Source organism: Streptomyces sp. JH14, from assembly GCF_029428675.1.
Lineage (GTDB): Bacteria > Actinomycetota > Actinomycetes > Streptomycetales > Streptomycetaceae > Streptomyces.
Genome location: NZ_JAJNEL010000002.1, coordinates 201,341 through 227,035, shown reverse-complemented (window position 1 = coordinate 227,035; position 25,695 = coordinate 201,341). Strand labels below are relative to the sequence as shown.

Genomic DNA, 25,695 nt, shown 5'->3' with positions numbered 1-25,695 from the left:
CCGCCTTGCACGGGGCCCCGGCCGGGACATGGGGGTGCATGAGGGCCGTGGAGCCGGGCTTCGACCTCGTCGACCGGCTCCACGGCCTATCGTGTCAGTGCCGTCAGTACTGCGCCGGACATCGTGGAGGGCGTCCGGCGGTACCGCTCGCACGTGCCGTCCACAGGCAGTGTCGAAGCGCTTCGACACCAGCTCTGGACAGCATTTGCGAGCGGGTCTAGGCTCGCCATGTCCGTGCACGTCACAGACGGAAGAGTCGGATTCGAAGCGGATTCGAAGCGCTTCGCCCAGCCGGTCGACGAACTCCGGCAGCCGCCGTCTGCGTGCCGCCGAGCCGCTGTCGTCCTGTGATGGAGAGCCGAATGGTCACCCTTGCCGAGGTCGCCCAGCACGCCGGAGTCTCCGCAAGCACGGTGAGCTATGTCCTCAGCGGGAAGCGGTCCATCTCCCTGTCCACCCGGGAACGGGTGGAGCGAAGTATCGAACAGCTCGGGTACCACCCCAACGCGGGGGCCCGCGCGCTCGCGAGCAGCCGGACGAACATCATCGCGCTCATGGTGCCGCTGCGCACCGACATGTATGTGCCCGTGATGATGGAGATCGCCATCGCGGTGGCCACCACCGCACGCACGCACGGCTACGACGTGCTTCTCCTGACCGGGGAGGAAGGTCCGGCGGCTGTTCGGCGGATCGCGGGCAGCTCGCTCGCCGACGCCATGATCCTTATGGACGTGGAGCTGCACGACGAGCGGCTGCCGCTGCTGCGGGAGTCCGGACGGGCCGCTGTGCTGATCGGTCTGCCCGCCGACACCGACGGGCTGACGTGCGTGGACCTCGACTTCGAGGCGACCGGGGCGCTCTGCGTGGAGCACCTTGCCGGGCTGGGACACCGCGAGATCGCGGTGATCGGTGAGGCGGCCGCGGTGTACGAGCGGCACACCGGCTTCGCCGAGCGCACGGTGGACGGCGTGCGTGCGAAGGCGCAGCAGGCCGGGGTGCGGGTGCTGCACCGGCCCTGCGAGGGCGGGTACGCGGCGATGGACCGGACGCTGGCCCGGATCTACGACGAGCGGCCGGGCACCACCGGGTTCATCGTGCAGAACGAGTCGGCCGTCGAGCCGCTGCTCAACCTGCTGCGCCAGCAGGGACGAGCGGTGCCCGAGGACGTGTCGGTCGTCGCGATCTGCCCCGAGCAGGTGGCCTCCCAGGCCTCGGTGCGTCTCACCTCGGTGGCCATCCCGGCCCAGGAGATGGGGCGGCGCGCCGTCGAGCAGGTCGTCGCGAAGCTCGACGGTCGCGGGGTGGAGGAAGTCGTCCTGCTGGCACCGGAGTTGACGGTACGGGAGAGCAGCGGGCCGGCTCCGGGCTGACCGGTGCGGGGTAGGTGACCCGTTCGGGTGGCCGGTCCGCCGGAGTTGCGGGCCGCACAGGGGGCCTGTGGTGGAAAAGGAGGTCAACAGGCCTGGGAGCGAATCTGGTTGCTGCAGATTCGACGTGATAACTTCGCGATCAGTTGTGGAGGAGTACCGGCTCGGCGGGGGATGGTCGGTGGTGGCATACGTGCCGCAGAGGCCGGGCGAGGCCGATGCGTATCTGATCGGGGCACTGGTCAACGAATTATGCGCGCTGGACTGCGTGCGCGATCCTGACCAGTGCGTTCAATTCGTGGCATTCGTCGGGATGCAGCTCGGCGCGGAGATCACCTACCTGCGGAAGAGCCCGCGGGTCGACATGCTGTCTCTCGTCATGGACGTGCTGAAGCGCGACGGAGGTCTCGACGCGCTCGTCTTCGGCGTGAGCGTCGTCGCCGGCCCCGAGGACTCGGCCCGGTTGGCCCGGCTGACGGGGAGCGCATGGCCGGGTGAGCCCATTCCGGAACTGCCACCGGAATTCGACGACACCGCGGTGCAGGAGATCGGGCGGCTGCTCGCCGAGGTGCGGGGCGCCGACGACGGCCGTCTGCACGCGGTCCTCAACCACGAGCTGGGTGTCGACGTTCCCTACGGGCACTCCCCCTCCCAGTGCTTCAACTATTTGCGCGAGGTCAACACGCAGGCCGACGGATTACCCCCGGCCCTCGTCCTCGTCGAGATCCTCGCGGTCGAGCAGCAGCCGGCACTTCGCGAGAAGCTGAGGGAGTGGTCGGACCGGTGGGCGAGGGAGGCCGGCCCGGAGGCCATGAGGGCTCTGGACGCCCGCAGGCGCGCGATCGCGGCTCTACCGAGGACCGACCCGGAGGTGCCACGTTGTCTCGTCGTGATGGTGGAGCCCGCCGATGACGGTTCGGCCGATATCTACGTACGGCATTGGGTCAATGCGGCACCGGGCTACTGGGAGCCGGTCGCCGGAGATGTGGAACGCGCGACCACCGGCACCCTGGCGACGGCGGTCGAACGTGCCATCGGCCGCGGCGAGGCGCGCTGGGCAGATGTGGCGGAGATCGACAACGACGCGCCTGTGCAGGTCGAGTTCGTACTGCCGTTCCAGTTCCTCAATCACGACATGGCCCGGCTCGAACTGGGTACGCGGACTCGGGAGCCGCTGCCGATCGGTCTTCGTTACCATATTCACCTGCGGAGCCTCGAGCGCATGAGGACCCGTGACCCCGGGCAGCTGAGACGGTGGCGAGCCCGTTGGCGGCGGCTCAAAAAGGCCGGTGTAGCCGAGGCGTACCGCTGGCACGGCGAGGAGAGCGGGCAACTCGAGCGCTGGCGTGCCACGCTGGCATCGGAGCCACGTCTGACCGCGGTCATACTCGACGTTCCCGCACTGCCCGGCCACGGTCTGGAAGCACTCATCGCCGCAATCACCGAGGGAGTGGGCCTTGCAGCCTGGGACTGCAGACCGGACAGCCCCGACCTGTCGGGCGAGGTGCTGACCTTGCTGCTCGCCCACACACCGTCGCAACTGCCCGCGAAAGTAAGCCAGTTACGTAAGGAAGCTGAGGGAATGGATCGCGGCTCCCTGTTTGTGGGAAGACATCTTGCGTTTTTCTGGGACGACCCCAACCGCCTGGTCGACTGTGAGGAGTTGACGGCATGACCGAGCAGGACTCGGCATCGCGGCCGGCCACGCCGCCCTCCTGGAGGGTGTTCCACGCAACTGGGCGGGCCCCCGCAGGGGAGCTGCCGGATCTTCCGTCGCCGCCGCCCTGGAGAGTGTTCTCCGGGAGTCCTCTGCAGCAGGCCCCGCCCGACGACGCTCAGTCGGCGCTGCGCCGACTCGGTATCGTGCAGGAGGGCCCCCAGTTACGCGACGAGGAGGTCGACGCGGTCAACGCCGCGCTTCTGCTGCGTCGCCCGCTGCTGGTGACCGGGCCACCCGGGGTCGGCAAGTCGACCCTCGCCTACCTGGTCGCGCGGGAACTGGGGCTCGGCCGCGTGCTGCCCTGGAGCATCGTGAGCCGCACGACTCTGCGCGGCGGTCTGTACGAGTACGACGCCATCGGGCGGGCGCAGGCCATCGCGGCCTGGCGCGCCGGAGCGGACACGGCGGCGGACGCCCCGGGCAGTGCCCCCGAGCTCGGGGACTTCCTGACCCTCGGCCCACTGGGAACAGCGCTCCTCGCATATGCACGTCCCCGTGTCCTGCTCGTGGACGAGCTGGACAAGAGCGACATCGACCTGCCCAATGACCTGCTCCATGTGCTGGAGAACGGCAGTTACGAGATCCCGGAACTGGTACGGGCCGGTGCGGCAGACGTATCCGTCTTCACCGACGACCCCCACAGCCGGGCCGTTATCGAGTCCGGCCGGGTCGAGTGCGCGGAGTTCCCCGTCGTCGTGATCACAAGCAACGGTGAACGCGAATTCCCTGCCGCCTTCCGCCGACGCTGTCTGCCCCTGGAGATGCGGCCGCCCAGCCGCGAGCAGCTCGTCTCCATCGTCGTCAGCCATCTGCACCAACGGCCCGAAGGGATCGAAGACCTCGTGGACGACTTCGTCAGGCGCCTGGACGGCGGCGGCACGCAGTCGGTCGATCAGCTGCTGAACGCCGTGCAACTCACCACGGCTCACGGATTCCGGGCCGACAGCGACGGGCGTAAACTCATTGAGATGCTTCTTCGCGACCTCTCGAAAGGCCGCTGATGAACGGCTCGCCACGGGAACGCGCCCCGGACTCGACGGCCACGTCGAGTGGCATCGTCACCCCTGACACGGACGGCGACGCGAGCTGGCGGGACCTCGGCGACGGTCTCTGGCTGGCGGCGGCATGGCGCCGAGCGGGCCGGTCCTCCCACGGGGAGCCGGACAGCGCCTCGGAGCTCTTATCCGACGACGAGCTGCCCCTCCCCGATGTCGCGAGCGCTCCATCGGATCCGGGATCGCCGGAAGTCGTGCCCGCCGGGGGCATGGCCGGCGTGGACACCCGCGATCTCGTGCTGCGCACGATCGAGGAGACGCGGGCCGGCCTGCCGGAGGCTGTGCTCCCGAGAGGGGCGCATCCCGCGCGGCGTGTGGTGCCGCTGCACCTGGCCAAGGCCTTGCGCGGGCTCGGCCGGCGCGTCCCTTCGCGCCACCTGAGCCGTCTCGACGAGGCACGCACCGCCGAGTACGGCCTGATCGACGGATTGTGGATCCCCTACCTCGAGCCGGTCCAGGAGCGCGCCTTCGATCTGATGCTGCTCGTGGACAGCGCGCCCACCATGGCCGTATGGGGCAGTACCGTGAGCCGGCTGGCCGATGAGGCGGTGCGCAGCGGCGCGTTCCGGGACGTACGTACGGTCGATGTCTCGCTGCCCGGCGGAGCGTCGCCGGTCCTGCGCTGGCCGGGCAACCGGCAGGCCGACCCCGCGGAGCTGCTCGACGGCCGCGGGTCACGGCTCTTCCTTGTCGTCACCGACGGGCTGGCGTCCGGCTGGGCGGAGCGCGGGGCCGACGAACTGCTGGGAAGACTTTCGGCATCCGGCCCCACGGCACTCGTCCATCTGCTGCCCCCGTATCTGCGTCACCGGTCCTCGGTCTATCCCTTCCGGGCCCGGCTGGACGCAGCGGGATTCGGCGCCCTCAACCGGCATTTCCTGTGCCATCCGCCGCACGGCGTACCCGACCATGCCCGCACGCTGCCCGATACGGATGACGGATCCGTCGCCGTACCCGTCCTCAGCCTCCGCCCCGGTTCGTTCCGGGCCTGGGCCGATCTCGTCACCGGTGAACGCGGTGTACGGCGGGCGCTGCCGGTGGTCCTGGCCGGAGCCATGGCCAAGGGCGTGTCCGCACCCGGTCTGCGGGCCCCCAGGATCGACGGCCCCCGCGCGGCGGCGGACGCGGTACGGAGATTCGTCGCGCTGGCCAGTCCGCTCGCACGCCAGCTGGCCGTGCTGCTGGCCGTGGCCCCGATGCGCTTCGACGTCATCGAGGAGCTGCGTGACCGGGCCTTTCCCGAGTCCGGCCCCGACCATATGGCCGAGATCATGATGGGCGGCCTCATCGACTGGGAACGGGACGGCGAAGGCGGGCCCGACTTTGCCGACGGCGTACGCGAAGCGCTGCTGGCAACGAGCAACCGCACCCAACTCGCCCGAGCGGTAGGCCTGCTGGCGGAGTCGCGGGCCAGTCGGGCGCAGGGCATCCGGCTCCGGGCGGCCCTGCGGGACCCGGCGCAGGCGGCGCTGCCCGACCGCGAGGGCGGTCAGGCGTGGCTGCGCATCGAACTGGCCGTCCTGCGTGCACTGGGGGGTACCCCCTACCGGCGCCGGGCAGCGCGTCTGAACGGCGAGCTGCTGCACGGCGGCGCGGTCTCGGCAACGGAGGCGACAAGAGATGATAAAGAGGCATTTGATGTGAATGAGAATGCCCCCGCTCTTCGGTCGCATCCGACCGTTCCACCAGGAGGATCCGTGTCGCCCACGACACCCGTAACAGTTGACCAGGATGCCCGGAGGGCCGGCCAGAACATGGAAGTCACAGCACCGGAGCTACGATTCGTCCGCACCGGCCAGCCGAAGATCATGGGCAATGTGCCGCCCAAGAACCCCAACTTCACCGGTCGGGAGAGTCTTCTGGCGGCAGTCGAACGGCAGTTGCGGGAAGATGAGACCACAGCCGTCCTCCCGCACGCGCTGCACGGCATGGGTGGTGTCGGGAAGTCGCAGATCGCCGTGGAGTACGTCTACCGCCACAGCGGCGAGTTCAACGTCATCTGGTGGATCCCGGCGGAGCAGGAGAACCTGATCCTCGGCGCTCTTGCCGATCTGGCCCGCAGCCTGGGCCTGGAGGTGGGCCCGCAGGCCAACGCCGCGGTGCCGGCCGTGCGCGAGGCGCTCCGCACCGGCAAACCGTTCGACAACTGGCTGCTGGTCTTCGACAACGCCGAGGACATCGAGGCGGTACGGTCCTACTTTCCCAACGGCGGTCCCGGCAAGATCATCATCACCTCGCGCAACCGCGAGTGGGAACGCGTCGCCACGCCGCTGAGCGTCGACGTCTTCGACCGGGACGAGAGCGTCACCCTGCTGCAGCGCCGCGCCCGCGGCCTGAGTGCTGATGACGCGGGCCGTCTCGCCGAGGCGCTGGGCGACCTGCCGCTCGCGGTCGAGCAGGCAGGCGCCTGGCACGCCGCGACAGGTATGCCCGTGGACGAGTACCTCGCCCTGCTGGAGGAGCGCCGGCCCGAGATCTTGGAGCTCGACCCGTCCCCCGATTACCCGCTGCCGGTCGCAGCGGTCTGGGACATCTCGCTGGGACGTCTCTCGCAGGACAGTCCGGCGGCACGCCAACTCCTCGAGATCTGCGCCTGCATGGCGCCGGAACCCATCCCGCTCAACCTGTTCAGGGGCGGGCGCAACGTCGAGATCACCCCCGAGCTGGACCCCGTCCTGCGCGACCCGCTGCTGCTCGCCCGCGCCACGCGTGACCTCAGCAAACTGTCCCTGGTGAGACTGGACCACAAGACGGCCTCCCTGCAGATGCACCGGCTGATGCAGAACGTCATCGTGGCCAGGATGGATCCCGAGGAACGGGCCAGGATGACGCGGGCGGCCCACCTGCTGCTCACGACGGCCAAGCCCGGCGCCCCCGCCTCACCGGACCAGTGGCCCGCCTACCAGGCGATCCTGCCGCATGTGATCGCCTCCGGAGCGGTGGAGAGCTCCGACGCCTGGGTCCGTGACCTCATTTACGACATGGTGTTCTTCCTCTACTACTGGGGTGCGCACGAGTCGGGCGCGGCACAGACTCGACTGGCCTGGTCCGCGTGGCGGGCCCAGTCCGGGGACGAGGACCTGCACGTCATCAGGATCACCAAGCTCCTCGGCTTCTATCTGCGACTGATCGGGCGCCCCGACGAGGCGCTCGTGCACAACGAGCGCGCCCTGGCGATCTCGCGCGGTGCGCAGATCCCGGACGAGGAACTCATCGACTCCATGTGGCAGATGGCGGGTGCGCTGCGGTACAGGGGCGAAATCCAGGCGGCCTGCGATCTGGACGAGGAAGCCTTCACCCGGGCGAGTGACCTGTTCGGGCCCGAGGACCCTGCCACCCTGAGCGCGGCGAACGACTACTGTGTGTCGCTCCGGGTGGGCGGCCGGTTCGACGCTGCGAGGGCAGTCGACGAGGAGACGGCGCGCCAGCGCGAACTTCTGTACGGTCCGGTGAGCGGACTCACCCTCAACACGCTGAACGGACTGGCGATGGACATCCGCGAGGCGGGCGACTACCTCGGGGCGCGTGCGCTGCAGGAGTCCAATTACCAGGCCTATGTCAACCACTTCGGCGAGACCAACGCGTCCACCATGCGTGCAGCCCTCAATCTTGCCGTGTGCCGTCGGAGGGCGGGTGTGACCGAGGGGGGCGCCGCTCTGGCAGAGCAGACGCTGGAGCGGTTCACCACACGCTACGGTCTGAACAACACCGATGCCCTCTGCGCGGCGACCCACGCCATGGTCGAGCGACGCCTGAACGGCGACCTCGTGGGATCCCGAGAGCTGGGTGAGCGGACGCTTTCCGCGTATCGCTCGATGCTTGGTGATCACCACCCGAACACCCAGTTCGCCAGGGTGAATCTGGCTGCCACGCTGCGAGCCCAGGGAGACATCGACAAGGCCGAAGCCCTGGATGCCCAGGCGTCGCAGCTGTTGGAGAGCAACCTGGGCGAAAACCATCTCAGTACGCTCACCGCGTCCATGAGCCGGGCCAACAATCACTATGCCCGGCTGGACTTCGCGAAGGCCAGAGCTGCTGACGCGGCCATCCTTCCCAGGCTCATCGAGGCCGCGGGAGCTGACCACCCGCTCACCCTCGTCTGCACGGCCAATCTCGCACTGGACCAGCGAGGCCTGGGAGAGTCGGCAGAGGCCGACCGTCTCAACTCATCTGCAACCGAGGGGCTTTCACGCGTACTGCGGGATGGCCATCCCTGGCACACATCGGCCAGGCTGCACCAGCGCATCGAATGCGATATCGCACCGCTGCCGATCTGAATGGCAGGAGCGACGGAGGAAGAAGCCCTCGGCCCGGTCCGCAGCCTCTGGGAGGTGGTGGGCCGGCCGACGGCAACACGGCGACGGGGGCGCACACATGACCACGGTGGTCTTCACTCACGGCACAGGTGTGCGTGAACCACGCCTCACCACCCTGCTGGCACAGATCGCCTCGGGGCTTGCGACGACAGCGCCCGACGCGCACCTGGTCGCCTACCGGTGGGGTGAACAGTACGGAGCCAGGCTCGCTGCAGGTGGCCTCAGCATCCCGGAGGGACCCGGCGCCGGGACCGGCCGGAGCACCGAAGGCCCCGGCGAGCAGGGCGACGAGGCCGAGGAGTGGGCCCGGCTGTACGAGGACCCCCTGGCGGAACTGGCGACGGCGGCGGCCGGTGCGAGCGCAGGCGTCACACCGCCCGGCGCGGCCTTTCCGGATGAACGCCCCCGGGCCCTCCTCCTCGACCTTGCCGCACACGGTGAGCCCCGGGCCGAGCTGCTCGGACCGGGCTTCTCGGAAGCGGCGGCCGGGCTCGCGCGAAATCCCCTGCTACCGCCCGCTGCCGAGGCCTTGGATCAGGAGACGTTGGCGTGGGTGCTGGCCCGTGCGCTGACCGCCACCGTCATCGCCGCCGCCATCGAAGCCGACAGCCCCGTGCAGGGTGAGGGGGACGCCCGGGACGCCGCGGTTGCAGAGCTTGCCGGGCGCCTCGGCGCTGCTCCGGCAGGCACCGGCCGCGGCCCGCTGCTCCGCATGGCCGGCAAGCCGTTCGTACGCCTCGGCTCCCGCTACGTCGTGCGGCGGCGCCGTGCCCTCACCGACGCCGCCCATCCAGCTGCCGGTGACATCCTCAAGTACCTCGCCCGGGGGGAGGACATGCGCCAGGGGCTGCGGGATCTCGTCACGCGGCAGGAGCCGCCTGTGGTCCTGCTCGGCCACAGCCTCGGAGGCATCATCTCCCTCGACACCCTGATATCGGCCCCGCTGCCCGGCGTCGAACTGCTGGTCACCGTAGGTTCGCAGGGTCCCTTCCTGTACGAGACGGGCGCGCTGCCCGCGCTGGTCCACCCGGATCCGCTGCCCGCCCACGTCCCGTCGTGGCTGAATGTCTACGACCGCCGTGATCTGCTCGGCCACGCGGCGGAGCCGCTCTTCCCCGGCCGCGCCCAGGACGTCGCAACCGACAGCCGGCAGCCCTTTCCCGTCGCGCACAGCGCCTACTGGACCGATCCAGCCGTCTACCGTGCGATCGGGGAGCGCCTGCCGTGATCCGGAGACCCGTCGCACCCGACCGCGTCGTCGCCCTGGTCATCGGTATCGAGCAGTACGCGGCCGGCCCGGACTGGAACCTTCCCGGACCGGTGCGGGACGCACTGCGCTTTCGCGAATGGCTGCTCGCATGCGGCGTTCCGGACCCCAACATCCTGCTCCATCTCGCACCGCTGTCCGGCGCAGACCCGGAAGTCCCGTACCGGCCGGCCGACCACGACACGCTGCGGCGCGCCTTCGTCACCGACATCCCTGCCCGCAGTGGTGACGTGCTGTGGGTGTGGTGGGGCGGTCACGGCGTGCTGGACACGGACGAACACCTGCGGCTCTACTCGAGCGACGCCACCGTGTCCGACCGGCGCAACATCGATGTGGAATCCGCCCGCGGCGCACTCAGGAGCGACGCGGTGCGGGGCTTCGGGCGGCAGATGTGGATGATCGACGCATGTCAGACCTTCGACGAACGGCACAACTTCCCGCACTCACTGCCCGGCGAGCGGCTTCCCGCCGGGCAGAGGATCCAGGCGCACGAGCAGATCCTGATGTTCGCGGCCGGCCGGGGACAGCGGGCGGCCAACGATCCGGAGCGGCGGCTCGGAGTGTTCTCGGACATCGTTCTCAGCGAGCTTCCCGCTGATCCGCTGCCGGATCCCGATGCTCTTTTCGAGGCCGTACAGGCAAGGATGAACGCTCTGAGGACGGCGGGCCGCACCGATCAGGTACCCAGCCTCTTCCTGCACCGGCCGGGACGGACCGAGAACAGCCCGTCGCACCCGCCGGCCGCGCCCGGCCCCGGTGCCACCACGCCGGGCGGGTTGCTGGCTCGGCTCATCGAGTCACTGTTGGCGTATCCGCTGATGAGCGACCGTGACGAACGCCAGGCACTGGTCAACGAGTTGCCGGCCGCCGTCGTCGGGCGGATGCCGCGGCACACGATGCCACGTACGGATGTGATCGGGATCGTACGCACCATCCGAGCGCAGCCGGACAGGCTGTGGGAGTTGTACGACGCGGTGACACTGCTCGACGACGATCCCGGCCGGGCTGCCGAACTCAAGGCAGCTGTACAGGACTTCATTGCCGCACCCCGGCCGGAACAGTGATCAGCTGGCGTGATCACACGGGTTTCGGGAAGGGGTCTGAATCGTCATGATGGAGTAAACGGTGGCATCCTGTGTCACCGCTCGCGAAGGGGGAGCGCGCCTTGTACCAGCCGGTACCCGCCGACGACACACCTGATCACCTCGAGTCCGACCTCATGGATCTGGCCTCCGTGTGCGTCGCCGATCTGCGGCGCCTTGTTCCACTTGCAGGTCCGCGGCTGCTCGAAGAGCTACGTCGTGCCCGGACCAACGCCATGGGCAACCCCGAACCAGGACGGGCCGAATAGCTACCAGGGCCAGGAGAATCAGTCCACGACAGGAGCGATGTGTACGCCCCGATCCGTATGCCCGGCCCGTTGTTCGACGAGCTTGCCGCAGGTGGCGGCTCGCGCGAGGCTGTCGCATTTCTGGTCCGCGGGGAACGCACCCGCCGTCTCCTGTTGCTGCGTGAGCTCCTCCATCTGTTCGAATCGGATCCCGGCGTCCTCGGTCCGCTGGACGCAGGCACGGTCTGGTCCACGCTGGAGGCCGCGGCCGTGCAGGCGCCGGAGCCGGTCGAGGCTCTGCTGCTGAGCCCTCAGGTCGGCAGCTGGCTCGCCCATACCCTGCGCCGGCTGCACGGAACGGCATCCGGTCCGCCGCTGTGGGTCGACGCGGGACAGATCGCGGCCGTGGCCGCGACGGCGGCCGTGCACGCGGGTACGGACTCCGCGTTGCTCCTGCCCGCCCGGGGCGCGACCATCAGCCTGCCCGCGCTGGGGATGATCCGGCTGGCGGGCCCGGAGAACGAGGATTTCCACGCGGTACGAGCCGTGGTGTCAGGCGGGACGCTCACGGTTCGCGGTGCTCACGGGCCGGACGTGATGGTACGCCCTGTCACCGAGCCGGAGTCGGCACACTGGCTGCCGGTACACAGGCTGACCGTCGGGCCCGAAGCGCATGCCGTGCAGCTGGACGACCTCGATCCGTACCGCGATCTGGACGAACCGATCGCCCCCGGCCGTCTCGCCCCCGAGGAACTCCGTGCCTGGCAGCATCTGTTCGACGACGCCGTGTCCCTCCTGCGCCGGGGAGGCACGGGCCCCGGCGTTCTGCGGCCCGAGGAGATCAGCCGGATCGTGCCCTGGCGCGCCAAGGACGGTGGTGACGACCTCCCGGTGCCGCCCGCCGGACTGAGTGCCTCCACCGGCGACGCCTTCGCCTCCATGGTGATCGCGCGCCCCGACGACGGGCTCTCCCTCGCGGAAACCCTCGTCCATGAGTTCCAGCACAGCAAACTGGGCGCGTTGCTCCATCTCTTCCCCCTGCTCGACGACGACCGGTCCGAGCTCTACTACGCGCCGTGGCGCGCCGATCCGCGCCACCTGACCGGCCTCCTCCACGGTGCGTACGCCTTCGTCGGCGTCACCGGATTCTGGCGGGAGCGGATCGGTGACACCGCCCTCGACCCGGACGGGCGGGCGCCGTTCCTCTTTGCGCTGCGCCGACTTCAGACCCGCATGGTGCTCCGCACGCTGGCCACGCGGGCCCAGCTCACCTTGCCCGGACGACGGCTTGTCACCCGGCTGTCCGAGACCGTCGACGGCTGGCTGAGGGACGAGGTGGAGCCGGCGACCGACGCCCGGGCCCGAGCCTCGGCGGTCAGCCACCGGGTGGAATGGCGCCTGCGTAACCTGCGCTGCAGCGAGGACGAGAGGGACACGCTCATCAAGGCGCTGCGCTCGGGCGCCGACCCTGCGCCGGGTGGAGCACCGGTGGTCACCCCGCGCTCGAGCGGTGGGTACTGGCAGGACGACCGTGGCCGGCTCTACATGCTGCGTGAGCCCAGGACGGGTCCCGCGCCGACAGCCGACGAGTTGCTGGTCGCGGGTGATGCCGATGCGGCGCTCGCGAGGTACGCCGCGCAGTTGTGCGGCCCCGGCCCCGGCCCCGTCGACCGGCACGCGCTGGCGGGCTGGCTGCTGGCGTATACCGCGCTGCACCCGCAGGACCGGCGGTTGCTCGCCCGCCCCGAGCGGTTCGCTTCGCTGCTGGAGGCGTGCCGTCCGGACCGATGGGTGGAGGCCGCTCGGTGGCTGGCCGCCTCGCCGTCCCGGAGCGGTGGGCCCGGGGGCGTCTCCACCGTCGTTCCACGCTGAGGACGCGGTCCGTTCCGGCCGACGGGATCAGCCGTGCGGCGGAACGCGGGGAGTTCGCCGCCCGGCGTCGTGAACCTGATGGGTGTGGACCATGTTGGCGGAGGGTGGCTGCGCTACAAAGTCAGCCCTGAAAACTGCGCAGGGCGCGGCCCACCTACCAAGCACGCCGCGCCCCCCTCCACCTGCATGGAGGAACGCGGAATGGCACTACTGAACGCATTCATGGTCCGGAATCTCTCAGCTGAGAGCCCAGTGGCTCACACATCACCACTTCACGCGGTCGGAGTGGGCCGGTGCGCTGTGACGAGCGGACGACATGGCAGGGCTTGTTCCTTGACTCCGCTACCTCCGTCCGGCTCTACCCGATACAGACGGGCCTGAGGTGTGCGAGTCACCGAGTCCGTCAACCTGCCGCCCGTGAAGAGGGCACCGACGCCGTCCTCCACTGCCCAACCGGCCGGAAGTTCGCCGGTTGCGATGGCCGCCTGATAGGACGCTCGACGGCCCGGCTCACTGTCGTAATGGGGGCAGACCGAGCCGGACAGCAGGCCCAACCCGTCAGCGAGGTGGGTCAGCGGCCCGAAGGAGTCGGTATGCGAGCCCTCGGCCCAGCAGTTGGCGCCGGCACTGATACCGCAGAGCAGGGTCCCGCCGGCAAAGGCCTCGTGCAGTATGTGGTCAACGCCGTGCGTGCGCCACACCGCCAGCAGGTTCGCGGTGTTGCCCCCACCCACATAGACGATGTCCTGAGAGAGCAGGAACGTTCGCAGAGCGTCGTCATCGAGCTCCCGCCGGAACAACCGCAAGACACTGGGCTCGCAGGGACGTGACTGGTACGCCGCGAGAAATCGCTCGACGTAAGCGGGGGCGTCGCCACTGGCTGTCGGAACGAAGCAGACCTTGGGCCGAGGAGCACGCACCTGATCTAGCACCCAGTCATCCAGCAGGCCATCGTCATCGGTGGAGAAGCCACCTCCAAGGAGAGCCAGACGACGTTCCGGATCGACAGCCACGCGGATGCCTCCTCAGTTCATGATTCAGACGCGGACGACGCCCCGAACGATGTCAAGCCATCGGCTCCGTCCGCAATCGGATAGATCCGTCGTCCTGTCCACCCAGCACAGGACAGGGCTCACCCACGGACGGAGAACGGCTGCAGGGCGACCAGTTTCCGATCCAGTCCTTGGTCCGGAAAAAGACGGACAACACGAACGAGCCGGCCCCGAGCAGGGCCGGCTCCCTCCGTCAGCAGGTCAGCTGGACGAGACACTGAACCCGTTCGTCATGAAGTCCAGGCCGCCCGCCGACGAGGTGATCTCGTAGCCGAACTGGACGTCGCCGATGGTCTCGTTGCCCCACCAGCCCTTGGTGTCCTTGATCCACTTCAGGATCGGCAGGATGTTCACCGTGCCCGAGGTGGAGTCCGAGGTCCGCAGGAACGAGAAGACCTGGTTGGAGCCGTTGTCGCCCTTGTAGACGGTCCACGTGTGACCGCCGAGCGTCACCGTCCCCTGCGAGGTGCCGAGGGCGCCGACGGCGCCGTTGTAGTTGACCCAGAGCATCACCTCGTAGTCGTAGTCGGTGTCCCAGATGTCGTACGAGGTGTTGTAGTCACCGGCCGACGGGACGGTGACGTTGTAGTTGCTGGAGAGCGATGCCAGGGAGGTGATGGACTTGCCGACGACCTTCTTGGCGTTGGGGTAGGACTTGATGCCGCCCGTGTGCGGGTGGTCGGCCCATACGCCCCAGTTGCTGGAGGAGTTGGCCCAGATGGTCTGGGCGCCCGCGCCCGAACCCCAGATGTTGTTGTACAGGGTGTAGCCGTCGCTGGTGGTGTAGTTGCCCCACTGGTCCGAGGAGGACCAGATCGCGGCCTGGGCCGGAGCGGCGGCGAAGCCGATCAGGGCGGCCACCGCGGCCGCGGGTGCCAGTACGAACCTGCTGAGGGTGCGTCGTGCCATGGGTGTCCCTTCCATGGTGCGGGGGGGGGGTGGGTGGGGGGAAGTGCTACCGCGGTCTCAGAGCGAGGGTGCGGTCCACGCCGGCCGTCAGGTCCAGTAGAGCCACGGGAGTTCCGGCGGAGTTCTTGGTGGGGGGTTCGGTGGAGCGCCGTGTCACGGATTCGGAGAGCGTGAGCCCGTCGCCCGCGCGCACATCGACGCGGGCGTCACGGGTGGGGTGCAGGACGGCTGTGGCATGGCCGTCGTCGGACCAGGAAAGATCCAGACGGGCCCCGAACCTGGTCCGTACGCCGCGCAGTTCACCGGCCGGATATCCGGCGGGAAGAGCGGGCAGCAGGACGAGTCGGTCCGGTGCGGACTGGACGAGCATCTCGACGACCACCGCGGGCAGCGCATGGGCGGCATCCGCGTTGTAGACATTGCGGGCCGGATAGTGGGCGCTCATCAGCGAGGTGTGGAAGTAGTCGCCCGCCAGTACGGCTCCCAGCGCGTCCTGGACCCGCCGGCCGTCCCGGAGCCGGGCCGCGATCAGGGCCTGGTGCAGATGGCCGTGGGCGGAGTCGTTCTCCGATCCGCGCAGTTCAAGTGCGCGGTGTGCGGCGTGGGCCAGCTCCGGGGTGTCGTACGGGTTGATCGTGGTCAGCGGCCACACCGGGTAGAGGTGGCTGAGGTGGCGGTGGTCGTACGTCTCGTGCAGGCCGGGCCACGACCATTCGGCGAGGGCCCCGTCCTCGTTGACGAGAAACCGGGGGAGCCGGCCGGCGAGGGTGCGCCATCCGGTGGCGGCGGGGTGTCCGGGGGAGCGGTCGGCGGCTGTCGTCAGGGCGTGACGGGCTGCCGCGATGTCCATGGTGGCGTTGACCGTTCCCCAGCTCGCGTTGGCCGGGCGGTTCTCCGGTGAGTACGAGGGAACCACCACAAGGGCGCCGTCCGGGGTGTGCCGGGTGAGGAAGTCCTCGTAGAACTCGGCGACTTCGACCAGTGCATCGGTCAGAAGCGGGTCGGTGACGCCGGTGGTCTCCTCGTGTTCGAGGAGCGGTTGCAGCAGCCAGTCGGCACCCGCTGTCCACAGATGCAGCGGATAGGCGCGCTGGAAGTGGCGGGTGTGGCCGGACGCGCCGTCGGTGTGGGACGGGGCGACGATCCCCCTGGCGCCGAAGATCGCGCGCGCATTGTCCCGCCAGTCGTCCAACTGGCCGTGGACCAGACGGGCATGGGCTTCGGAGACCTCGGGAAGCGCAGCCGCTGCGGCCGATGCGATCTGCAGGTTGAGATTGGCGTTGGTGGTGAACGCGCCGGACCAGGCCGTGTCCCAGTCGCCGGTCCAGAGACCGGTCAGACGCGGTGGGAGCTCCCCGGAGGCGGAGAGCAGATGGTAGCGGCCCGCCGCGAACAGCCGCTCCAGAAGTGCGGGGCTTCCGGAGAGCCGGATCAGCTCGCTTCCGGGCAGCTCCCGTTGGCATGCGCCGGCATGCAGGGTGAGCGTGGTGCGCTCGTAGGCGGTGCGGTGCAGGGGCTGATGCCGGGCGAACAGCGTGGCGAAGTCGTCGTCCGGCAGCGCCGCCCATTCCTCGCTGAGGTCCAGGTCGCCCGCATGGCGTCGCACCCGGGTCAGCAGGAGCAGGCTCCGTGCCCCCTCGATACGGATGCCCTCGCCGGACACCGTCACCGTGCCGCTGTCCACCCGGGCCGTCGTGACGCCGGTGTAGGCGAGCTCGCTGTCCGGGTAGCCCACCCGGAGTGCCAACCGGGCACCGTCGGCGGTCAGTACGGTGCTGCGCCCGATGGCGAGATGCGGCGGTGCGCCGGGCAGCGCGTGGTCCAGGGTCACCTCCGCGGCCGGCCCGAAGCCGGCGATGCGCTGGACGACCACATCATCGGCCCGCGAGACGAAGACCTGGCTGCGCCAGTCGTCGTGCGACGCGCGGATCTCCCCGGTGGCGAAGTCGACGGTGCGGCGGTAGCGGGTCGCCCCCGCGTGGTGAGCGGCGGGGTAAGGAGTGCGGCGGACCCGGGTCTGGAACGCGGGGTGGAACGGCTGGACCCACAGCAGCGGGTGATCAGCCCCGAACCGCTCGGCCGCCGCCGTGTCCCCGGCCAGCAGAGCATCCTGCAGCTGCTTCAGCCCGTCGGCGAGCTCGGGCGGGCGGGCGTGCTCGCTGCCGTTGGGACGGACCAGGGTGTGGTGGTTGACGATGACCCGGTCGTCGACGGGATCCCCGTACACCATGGCGCCGTGCCGGCCGTTGCCGCCGAGGAAGGCGTCCTCCCAACGCACGGCGGGGCGTGGTTCCCACGTACCGTCGCGGCCCGGGACATCGGCCGCCGCACGGCTCCTCACGGTGTCGCGCCACGCAGTACGGCCACGCCGTAGCGGCCCAGCTCCACGTTGCCGTCGACGGTCTTCCCGGTCAGCAGGTCCACGTACGCGCCGGGAACCGGCACGGTGACGCTGCCACGGCCGTGGTGCAGCAGGAACAGCAGCTCGCCTCGGCGCACCGCCTCCACACCTTCGGGCAGCCCGGCCAGCACGGGCGCCGCCCCCGCCTCGGCCGCCACCCGGCCTAGCAGGGCACGCAGGGCCTGCGGCTCGGGGAGCGTGGACACGTAGTACGCGCGGTCCTTGCGCAGCACGGCGGGCAGTCCGTCCAGCTCGCCGCCCCGGTAGGCGGAGACGACCTCCGCACCCGGTTCCGCCTCCAGTTCCTCGGACCAGACCGTGGCCCGGAAGCCGTCGCACTCCACTGTCGTGTCCGCGTCGAGCGGCCACCACTCGTGGAGCGTGCGGATACCGAACAGCGTGCGCAGCCGCGCGTCCATGCCGCCCGGGCGGATCCGGTCGTCCGGGTCGGCGACCCCGGTGAAGAAGCCGCAGACCAGTGTCCCGCCGCCGCGTGCGTAGGAGACGAGGTTGTCGATCGCGGTGTCCGTCAGCAGATACAGCTGGGGTACGACCACCATCCGGAAGCGGGTCAAGTCGTCCTCGGGGCGGGCGAATCCGGTGGCGACACCGCTCTCCCACAGAGCCCGGTGCCAGCTCTGAACCGTCTGCGGGTAGTCGAGGAGGGAGGAGGGCCGACCCTCCTGGGAGCCCGCCCACCAGGAGTCCCAGTCGTGCAGGACCGCCACATCGTCCGGCACGTCCGTGCCGCTCACCGCTGTCCCTATCGTTGCCAGTTCGGCCCCGAGCTGCTTGATCTCCCGGAACGTGCGGCCGTGCTCGCCGGCGTGCGTGACCATTCCCGAGTGGAACTTCTCGGAGCCCTGACGGGACTGGCGCCACTGGAAGTAGCAGACGGCATCGGCGCCGCGCGCCACGGACTGGAGCGACCAGAGCCGGTTGAGGCCGGCCGGCTTGGGATGGTTGACGCCCCGCCAGTTCACCGCGCCCGCGGCCTGTTCCATCAGCATCCACGGCCCTGCGGCCTGCGAGCGCGTCATATCGGCGAGCATCGCGTTGTACTGGCCGCCCAACGGGTCCTTCGGGTCGGGATAGACGTCGACCGAGACGATGTCCTCCTGCGCGGACCACGCCCAGGCGTCCTGCCCCGACCACAACGGCATGAAGTTGGTCGTCACCGGAATGTGGGGGGTGTGCCGGGCCACGATGTCGCGCTCCGCCATGTAGCACTCCATCAGGGCGTCGGACGTGAACCGCTTGAAGTCCAGCACCTGCGCCGGGTTGTGCATGTACTGCGCCTTCCGCGGCGGCAGGATCTCCGCCCAGGTGTCGTAACGCTGACTCCAGAAGGCCGTTCCCCAGGCCTCGTTGAGCCCGTCGACGGAGTCGTAGCGGTCGCGCAGCCAGTCACGGAAGTGCGCGGCGGTCGCGTCGCACCAGCAGTGCGTGCAGTACTCGTTGTTGATGTGCCACACGGTCAGCGCCGGATGGCCGGCGTACCGTGCCGCCAGGTCCTCGGTGAGGGACGCCGCGTAACGCCGGTAGACCGGCGAACTCGCGCAGAACTGCTGCCGCGACCCGTACCAGACGATCGCCCCGTCCTCGGCGCGCGGCAGCGTCTCCGGGTGCTGCGCCCCCATCCACGGCGGCGGGGACGCGGTCGGTGTGGCGAGCACGACGCCGATGCCATGGGCGTGCAGCAGTTCCATCAGCCGGTCAAGCCAGCCGAACTCCCGTGCTCCGGGGCGTGGTTCGATCTTCGCCCACGAGAACACCCCGAGGGTGACGGAGTTGACCCCGGCCTCCTTCATCAGCCGGACGTCGTCCTCCCACACCTCCTCGGGCCACTGCTCGGGGTTGTAGTCGCCGCCGAAGAGAATGCGGCCACGGGCTGCGTCGCGCAGGGACGGCATGGACTTCTCGATCCTCATTCCGGGTCCGCGTACTGGATGCCGCGGCCGTTGGTGCCCAGGTAGACCCGGCCGTGGACACGGGGGTCGCCGGTGATCACTTCACCGGTCCAGCCCCACTGGTGGCTGTCGTCGTTGATCCGGACCCAGGTGACGCCCGCATCGTCCGAGCGCAGCACCGCCACCCCGTCGAAGGTTGCGGAGACCCGTCCGGTCTGGAAGACCGCCGGGTAGCAGGCGCGTGCCCCGCGGCCGGAGTGCCTGCCGGCGGCGGGCGCGGCCGCGCCGAAGCCGAGCGTGTGCGAGGCCTGGCAGCCCGGCACGGAGGTGAAGGTCATTCCGCCGTCCGTGGAGCGGAACAGGCCGTTGTCCTTCGCCGACAGCCACAGGTCGCCGCTGCGTCCGGGTGCGGCGGCGATTTTGAACTGGACGTCACCGGAAGGAAGGTGACTCGCACCCCGGGTGAAGGTGGCACCGGAGTCCGTGGAGCGGAAGACCGCGCCGGTGTCCGTGTCGTACACATAGAAGCGCGTCGGGTCGAGCGGATCGGCGACCGGTGTGCCTCCCTTGGGGAAGGTGGTCACCTCGGTCCATGTCGCGCCGTTGTCCGTGGAGCGGTGCGCCGGATACTTCGTGCCGTCCCAGTGGATGAACGACCAGAGCAGGGTGGCTCCGTCCGCCGCGACCGCGACCGGTCCGGGCGCCGAGGCCGCGATATCCGGCTGGGCGGCGAACGGCTGCCAGCTGCTGCCGCCGTCGTTCGAGTACGCTCCCGCCGCGGCCGAGCCGGACGGCCAGCCCGTCCGTACGACATAGGAGGGCTTGAGGGCGGCCAGAGCGAGACCGGTGGCCGTACCGAAGACCGGGTTCGACGCCATGCCGCGGGACGGGGACGCGGTCAGCGACTCGTGGTACATCACGCCGATGTCGCCCAGCCCGCTGAGCAGTCGGGCGCCGCCCGTCGGCGGGGCGATCAGGAACTTCACCGCGGACTCCTCCAGGCCGCGGATCTGCGGCGCCCAGTGGACGAGATCGCGGGTCCCGAAGACCGTGGCGCCGGTGCCGAACACGATGTGCCGCGAGTCGTACGGGTCGACGGCGACGGCCTGGATCCACCAGCCGAACTTGGCGGAGTCCCCGCCCCAGCGCAGATACGGCGTCTCCGACACATCCAGGACCGCCGTGTCCTTGAGGGACGTCCAGGTGGCGCCGCCGTCGGTGGAACGGAACACGGTGTCGATCTGCGACCACCGGTTGTTGGTGGTGACGACCACCGTGCCGGCCCGTCGGGCGTCGACGGCGACCCCGCCGTATCCGAAGCCGTCCCCGGAACCGGAGTCCGGCGCCACCGGAGTGACATCCGTCCAGCTGCCCGTCACTGTGTCGAGGCGGTGCACCGAGCCGTCGGACTGTCCGTTGGGTCCGGGCGCATCGGCGTACGTGACGTACAGGGCATGGGCCTTGGAGTCGTACGCCGCCCGGATCGGTACCCGGGACGCCGCGGCGCCACCGGACGGCTGACCGGGCACCGCCTCCCAGCCGCCGGAGGCATTCGTACGGTAGAGCGGGGTGCCGCCGTCGCCCCAGCCCGCGTACACCGTGCGGCCCGCGGCGACCAGGAACGTGATGCCCTGGCCGGTCGCCGACGGCGTGGCGGGGAAGTCCGCCGCCGCCCAGGTGGCACCCCGGTCCGTGGAGCGCAGCAGTCCGTCGTGACGCGTGCCGAGCCAGAGCTGCTCACTGTCGCGCGGGTCGACGAGCAGCCGCTCACCGGCGCCCCGGCCGTCCTCGTTCGCCCCGAGCCGTACGGTCAGGTCCGTGCGCACCCACGTCGTCCCCCGGTCCTCGGACCGCAGCACCGCACCCGGTCCGGCCCACGACTGGGCGTACGTACCGAGTGCGAGATACAGGCGATCGGGGTGGGCCGGGTCCACGGCCAGGGCCTCGACACCGAGCAGATTCCAGTCGTCCCAGCCCACCTGGTCGGTGAGCGGGATCCATCGGGCCTGCCGGTCGTCCCAGCGGTAGGCGCCGCCGATGTCGGTACGGGCGTACGCCAGGCCCCGGACCGTCGGGTGGAACAGCAGGCCGGTGACGAAGCCGGTGCCGCCGATCGCGGCCGTGCGCCACAGGTGGGCCTGAGCGCCCTCGGCCTTGTGCCGGTTCGCCGCAGCGGCGGGTGCCGCGACCGGCAGAGCCGCAGCCGCTGCGGCGACAGCTGCTCCGGCGAGCACGGTACGACGGCTGGGCGTGGGCGCGGACGAAACGCGCATGGCGGACACCTTCCGGTGGGGAGGGGGGAAGAGGGTGAGCTGTGCGATGCGGGGTCCGTGCTGCGGGTCAGCCCTTCACGGCGCCCGTGAGCATGCCCTTCTGGAAGTGCTTCTGGACGAACGGCGACAGCACCGCGACCGGGATCAGCGCCAGCACCATCACCGCCATCTGCACGGCAAGGCTGTTGATCTGCCCACTGCTGACCGCCGCACCCATGGCGCCCGGCGGCACCTGGTGCTGGAGGACGAGCTGACGCAGGATCATCTGGAGCGGGTACTTCTCGCTGTCCTGGATGTAGAGCATCGCGTTGAACCACTGGCTCCAGTAGCCGACCGCGTAGAAGAGCGAGATCACCGCGATCACCGCGCGGGACAGTGGCATGACGATCTGCAGCAGGATCCGCCACTCGCCCGCGCCGTCGATCCGGGCCGCGTCGATCAGTTCGGGTGCGGTGTCCATGAAGAAGCCGCGCAGCACCAGGATGTTGAAGACGCTGATCGCGCTGGGCAGGATCATCGACCAGTAGCTGTTGCTCAGTCCGATGCCCGTGACCAGCAGATAGGTGGGGATGAGCCCGGCGCCGAAGAACATCGTCGCCATCAGCGTCATCAGCAGCTTGCTGTGCGCGAAGGAGTCCCGCCGGCTCAGCCCGTAGGCGCAGAGCACCGAGATCACCATGCTGAACGCCGTACCGACGACGGTCAGGCCGACGCTCACCAGTGCGGCCCGGGTGACGGTGCCGCCGCCGAGCAGCTCCTTGTACGCGACGAAGGTGACGGTCTTCGGCCAGATGACCAGACCGCCCGCGTCGTTGATCGTCTTCGTGTCGGAGAGGCTGGTGACGATCACCACCCACAGGGGGATGAGCACCACCGCGCAGATCGCGACGAGACCGAAGCCCTTGAACGCGATGCCCGCCTTGGTGGGTTCCTCCTCCCACACGGGGCGGGGTTCGATCCGCAGCGCGCGTTGGAGGGGTGTCTCGGCGGGGGCCGTCGCGGGCCCTTCCGTACGGCCGCTGTTCTTGTCCGTTTCCAGGAGAGTCGTCATTTCTTGGAGTACACCCCCTGTTCGCCCAGCATGTGGGCGACCTTGTTCGCACCCAGCACCATGGCGACGCTGAAGAGTCCCTTGAAGATTCCGGCGGCGGCCGCGTAGCCGAAGTCGCCGGTCTTGATGCCCGTCCACCAGATGTAGGTGTCGAGGATTTCGGAGGCGCCCGGACCGACCTGGTCGCGCTGGAGCAGGATCTGTTCGAAGTCGAGATTGAGGGCGCTGCCGACCCTCAGGACGAGCAGCAGCGCGATGACCGGGCGCAGCGCGGGCAGCGTCACGTGCCACATGCGGCGCCAGCGTCCCGCACCGTCGACGGCCGCCGCCTCGTACAGATCGGTGTTGACGGCTGCGAGAGCGGCGAGGAAGACGATCACGCCCCAGCCCGCGTCCTTCCATACGGCCTGGGCGGTGACCAGGAACTTGAAGAAGCTCGCATTGGTCATCAGGTCGAAGCCCTCGTGGCCGTGTTCGCGCAGCCACTGGGCGACCAGGCCGGCCCCGCCGAACATCTGCTGGAAGACGGTGACGACGAGCACCCAGGAGAAGAAGTGCGGCAGATAGACGACGGCCTGCACCCAGGCCCGCACCCGCGCGCTCATGATCGTGTTGAGCAGCAGGGCGATGGCGATCGGGATGGGGAAGAAGAGGAGCAGCTGGGTCAGGAAGATGACCAGCGTGTTGATCAGGACTTCCCAGAAGCGGTAGTCCTGGAAGATCCGGGTGAAGTTGTCGATGCCGACGAAGGGGCTGCCGGTGATGCCCAGGTCGTACACGTCGTAGTCCTGGAAGGCCACGATGTTCCCGAGCAGCGGGATGTAGTTGAAGATCAGCAGCAGGGCGATGGCGGGCAGCGTCATCAGGATCAGGGTGCGGTCCCGGCGCAGCCGTTGCCGCCAGGTGATGCCGCCCGCGGGTGGAGTCCTCCCCGCGGCCCGCGACTTCCCTGCCTTGCCGCTCGTGGCGCCGATGTTGTCCCGGCTCCTGCTGTGCCCGCTTTCGCCGTCGCCGACCGGACCCGTCGCCCGGTCGGCCGCGCGGTCCGTTTCGGCCGCGACCATGGCCCGTGGCTTCACCGTGTGCTCCCCATGTCGTGCTCTCCGCCCTGGCCGCCGGGGATCCCTGTACCCGGCGGCCGTCCTGCTGTCGTACGTACCGGCCCGTGTCCGCCGTACGCTCAGTTGCCGGAGCCGTTCTTGTCGAGAATGTCCTGGTACCAGTCGCGCAGCTTGTCACCGCCGCTGTTCTTCCACGTCGTCACCGCGGCGTCGATGTCGCCGACCTTCTTGCGGCCGCGCCGGATGTCCTTCTGCAGGTCGTCGAAGGGCGTGTACAGGGAGGCGTACCGCTGCGGTTCGACGATCTGCATGCCGAAGAAGAGCGGCTTCTTGATGTACGGGGCCTGCCGCGCCATCCAGTCGGCGTAGTCCTTCACCAGCTGCGGCTCGTCGGGGTACGCGATGGAGGTCGGCGGCGAGGCAAGGAAGAGGAAGGTGGAGGGCTGAGCCTCCTGGACGCCCTGCGGGGTGAAGGTCGGCACCCCGTCCTTGATCGTGTAGTGGGTGTCCTGCACGCCGTAGTTGGTGAGCATGAACTCCTTGGTGCCGTATGGCGCCGCGGCGTAGTCGGCGATCGCGAGGAACTCCTCGATCTGCGCCTTGGACATCTTCTTGCTGAGGAAGGTGAAGATGCCCGCCGGGTCGTCCTGCCACAGGACCGGCTTTCCGCCGTCATGGTTGAAGAGGTCCAGCGCCTGCATGTCGAACTTCGGGTTGGCGGCGGCCTGTTCAGTGACCATTCCCTTCCAGCCGCCGGTGCCGTCGTTGTACATCAGGACGTGCCCGCCGGTGAATCGGATCTTGGAGTCGGCGTCCTTGCCGGCCTCGGCGTCCGGGTGGACATAGCCGCCATCGTGGAGCTTGCGTGCGAAGGCGAGGGCTTCCCGGTACTCCTGCGTCTCGATCTTGTGGACGAGCTTGCCGTTCTCCAGCTTCCAGTAGTGCGGGGCGTCGGGCAGCAGCCCGAAGATCTTCTGGATGCAGGTCCACAGGTCGTCGAAGGCCCAGACCTTCTTCTTCGCGTCCGTGTACTCCTTGCCGAAGGCCAGCAGATCGTCGGCGCTCGCAGGGAGGGCTCCGGAGCCGATCAGGTCCTTGCGGTAGAAGATCGCGTTGCCGATGATCGGCGTCGGCATGGGCAGACCGCGGAGCTTGCCGCCGAAGACGGAGTACTGCCAGGCGCCGGTCGGGATGTTCGCGAGGTTCGGGTACTTCTTGACCGCGTCACCCGCCAGATACGGGCTCAGGTCGGCGAACTTGGCCGTGATCGCATTACGGATCTGTCCCTGCATGTTCCAGCCGGGGATGGTCACGACATCCGGGATGTCGGAGCCGGCGAGCACCGCGCCGATCTTGTCCTGGTACGTGTTGCCGTCCTGCGGGTCGAAGTTCAGCGTCGCGCCGACCGCCTTGTTCACGGCCGTGTAGTACGGGTTGTTCTTCTTCGGGACGGTTCCCCACAGCGGGGTCATGATGCGGAACGTGGAGCCCTTGCCCGGTGTGGACTTGACCGAGGTGGCCAGCGGATCGGGCAGCTTGGTGAAGCCGGGGCTCGAACCGTTGACGCTCGCCACGTCGGGCTGGACCAGGTTCGACGGGGCGTAGTCCGGAAGGACCTTCTTGAGTGCCTTGCCCGTCGTCGTACCTTCCTTGCTCCCGGAACCGGAGCCACCGCCGCAGGCGGCGAGCAGCGGCATCCCGCCGGCCACGGCGACCGCGGCAACTGCGCCAGAGGCCAGGAAGCTTCGCCGGCTCGGGGCGGTGGAGGCGGGGGAGGAATTCGGCGTCATTGCGTCAACCCTTCGAGGCGCACCAGGACGACACGCGGCGGGCGACCGCCGTTCGGCTCCTGTGTCTGAGGTGGGGCGTTACTGGCTGGGGCCGGAGTGACCGGCGGAGCCGGACGGACCGGCCCCACCGGCCTGGACCGGCCGATGTGAAGCGGTTCAACAAGGAGGTGACACGGTGACAGGGGGTGTCGCCGTCCCGGTGATCAAGGGCGATCGGCGCCCCATCGAAACTCTGTCGAAGCGCTTCGATGTTGCAGCGAGATTAAGTGAAGGGTTCCGGAGGCACAAGACTCCGTTTCCAGATTCCTCCGACCTGTTTCC

At 69.3% G+C, this 25,695-nt stretch carries 16 protein-coding genes; 8 read left to right on the top strand and 8 right to left on the bottom strand.

What is annotated here, in order from left to right; translation table 11 throughout:
• Positions 1 to 362 precede the first annotated feature (362 nt).
• The 8 genes from LRD69_RS30580 (at position 363) to LRD69_RS30545 (ending at position 12,927) form a co-directional block, all read left to right on the top strand.
• Entirely contained in the window at positions 363 to 1,370 is a 1,008-nt protein-coding gene (locus tag LRD69_RS30580; RefSeq protein ID WP_277330093.1) for a LacI family DNA-binding transcriptional regulator, read from the top strand.
• A gap of 178 nt (positions 1,371 to 1,548) precedes the next feature.
• Positions 1,549 to 3,042: a hypothetical protein gene (locus tag LRD69_RS30575; protein ID WP_277330092.1), complete on the top strand. Its 1,494-nt coding sequence runs from the start codon at positions 1,549 to 1,551 to the stop codon at positions 3,040 to 3,042.
• Positions 3,039 to 4,088: an AAA family ATPase gene (locus LRD69_RS30570; RefSeq protein WP_277330091.1), complete on the top strand. Its 1,050-nt coding sequence runs from the start codon at positions 3,039 to 3,041 to the stop codon at positions 4,086 to 4,088. The genes LRD69_RS30575 and LRD69_RS30570 overlap by 4 nt, the downstream gene beginning before the upstream one ends.
• Complete coding sequence (gene fxsT, locus LRD69_RS30565) at positions 4,088 to 8,419, top strand: FxSxx-COOH system tetratricopeptide repeat protein (protein WP_277330090.1); 4,332 nt, start codon at positions 4,088 to 4,090, stop codon at positions 8,417 to 8,419. The genes LRD69_RS30570 and fxsT overlap by 1 nt, the downstream gene beginning before the upstream one ends.
• 97 nt (positions 8,420 to 8,516) lie before the next feature.
• Complete coding sequence (locus LRD69_RS30560) at positions 8,517 to 9,686, top strand: hypothetical protein (protein WP_277330089.1); 1,170 nt, start codon at positions 8,517 to 8,519, stop codon at positions 9,684 to 9,686.
• Positions 9,683 to 10,789 (top strand): caspase family protein, encoded by a 1,107-nt coding sequence (locus tag LRD69_RS30555; protein ID WP_277330088.1) that lies wholly within the window; start codon positions 9,683 to 9,685, stop codon positions 10,787 to 10,789. The genes LRD69_RS30560 and LRD69_RS30555 overlap by 4 nt, the downstream gene beginning before the upstream one ends.
• A 101-nt stretch (positions 10,790 to 10,890) precedes the next feature.
• Entirely contained in the window at positions 10,891 to 11,076 is a 186-nt protein-coding gene (locus tag LRD69_RS30550) for an aldo/keto reductase (RefSeq protein ID WP_277330087.1), read from the top strand.
• Between the two features lie 39 nt (positions 11,077 to 11,115).
• The gene (locus LRD69_RS30545) at positions 11,116 to 12,927 is read left to right on the top strand and encodes an HEXXH motif domain-containing protein (RefSeq protein ID WP_277330086.1); all 1,812 of its coding nucleotides are present in this window, start codon (positions 11,116 to 11,118) and stop codon (positions 12,925 to 12,927) included.
• A gap of 272 nt (positions 12,928 to 13,199) precedes the next feature.
• Here LRD69_RS30545 and LRD69_RS30540 read toward each other — a convergent pair whose 3' ends face one another.
• The 8 genes from LRD69_RS30540 to LRD69_RS30505 all read right to left on the bottom strand — a co-directional run bounded on the left by LRD69_RS30540 (position 13,200) and on the right by LRD69_RS30505 (position 25,374).
• Positions 13,200 to 13,940 carry a peptidase E gene (locus LRD69_RS30540; protein ID WP_277330085.1) on the bottom strand — a complete coding sequence of 247 codons (741 nt, stop codon included), beginning with the start codon at positions 13,938 to 13,940 and terminating at the stop codon, positions 13,200 to 13,202.
• 240 nt (positions 13,941 to 14,180) lie between these two features.
• Positions 14,181 to 14,888 (bottom strand): hypothetical protein, encoded by a 708-nt coding sequence (locus LRD69_RS30535; protein WP_277330084.1) that lies wholly within the window; start codon positions 14,886 to 14,888, stop codon positions 14,181 to 14,183.
• Between the two features lie 46 nt (positions 14,889 to 14,934).
• Positions 14,935 to 17,229: a glycoside hydrolase N-terminal domain-containing protein gene (locus tag LRD69_RS30530; protein ID WP_277330083.1), complete on the bottom strand. Its 2,295-nt coding sequence runs from the start codon at positions 17,227 to 17,229 to the stop codon at positions 14,935 to 14,937.
• Positions 17,226 to 19,202 carry a beta-galactosidase gene (locus tag LRD69_RS30525; RefSeq protein ID WP_277330173.1) on the bottom strand — a complete coding sequence of 659 codons (1,977 nt, stop codon included), beginning with the start codon at positions 19,200 to 19,202 and terminating at the stop codon, positions 17,226 to 17,228. Before LRD69_RS30525 ends, LRD69_RS30530 begins: the two co-directional genes overlap by 4 nt.
• A 14-nt stretch (positions 19,203 to 19,216) precedes the next feature.
• Entirely contained in the window at positions 19,217 to 21,472 is a 2,256-nt protein-coding gene (locus LRD69_RS30520) for a 1,4-beta-glucanase (protein WP_277330082.1), read from the bottom strand.
• 67 nt (positions 21,473 to 21,539) lie between these two features.
• Positions 21,540 to 22,523 carry a carbohydrate ABC transporter permease gene (locus LRD69_RS30515; RefSeq protein WP_277330081.1) on the bottom strand — a complete coding sequence of 328 codons (984 nt, stop codon included), beginning with the start codon at positions 22,521 to 22,523 and terminating at the stop codon, positions 21,540 to 21,542.
• Complete coding sequence (locus LRD69_RS30510; protein WP_277330080.1) at positions 22,520 to 23,602, bottom strand: ABC transporter permease subunit; 1,083 nt, start codon at positions 23,600 to 23,602, stop codon at positions 22,520 to 22,522. The genes LRD69_RS30515 and LRD69_RS30510 overlap by 4 nt, the downstream gene beginning before the upstream one ends.
• Before the next feature lie 101 nt (positions 23,603 to 23,703).
• Positions 23,704 to 25,374, bottom strand: coding sequence for an extracellular solute-binding protein (locus LRD69_RS30505; RefSeq protein WP_277330079.1), 1,671 nt, complete (start codon positions 25,372 to 25,374; stop codon positions 23,704 to 23,706).
• Positions 25,375 to 25,695 lie beyond the last annotated feature (321 nt).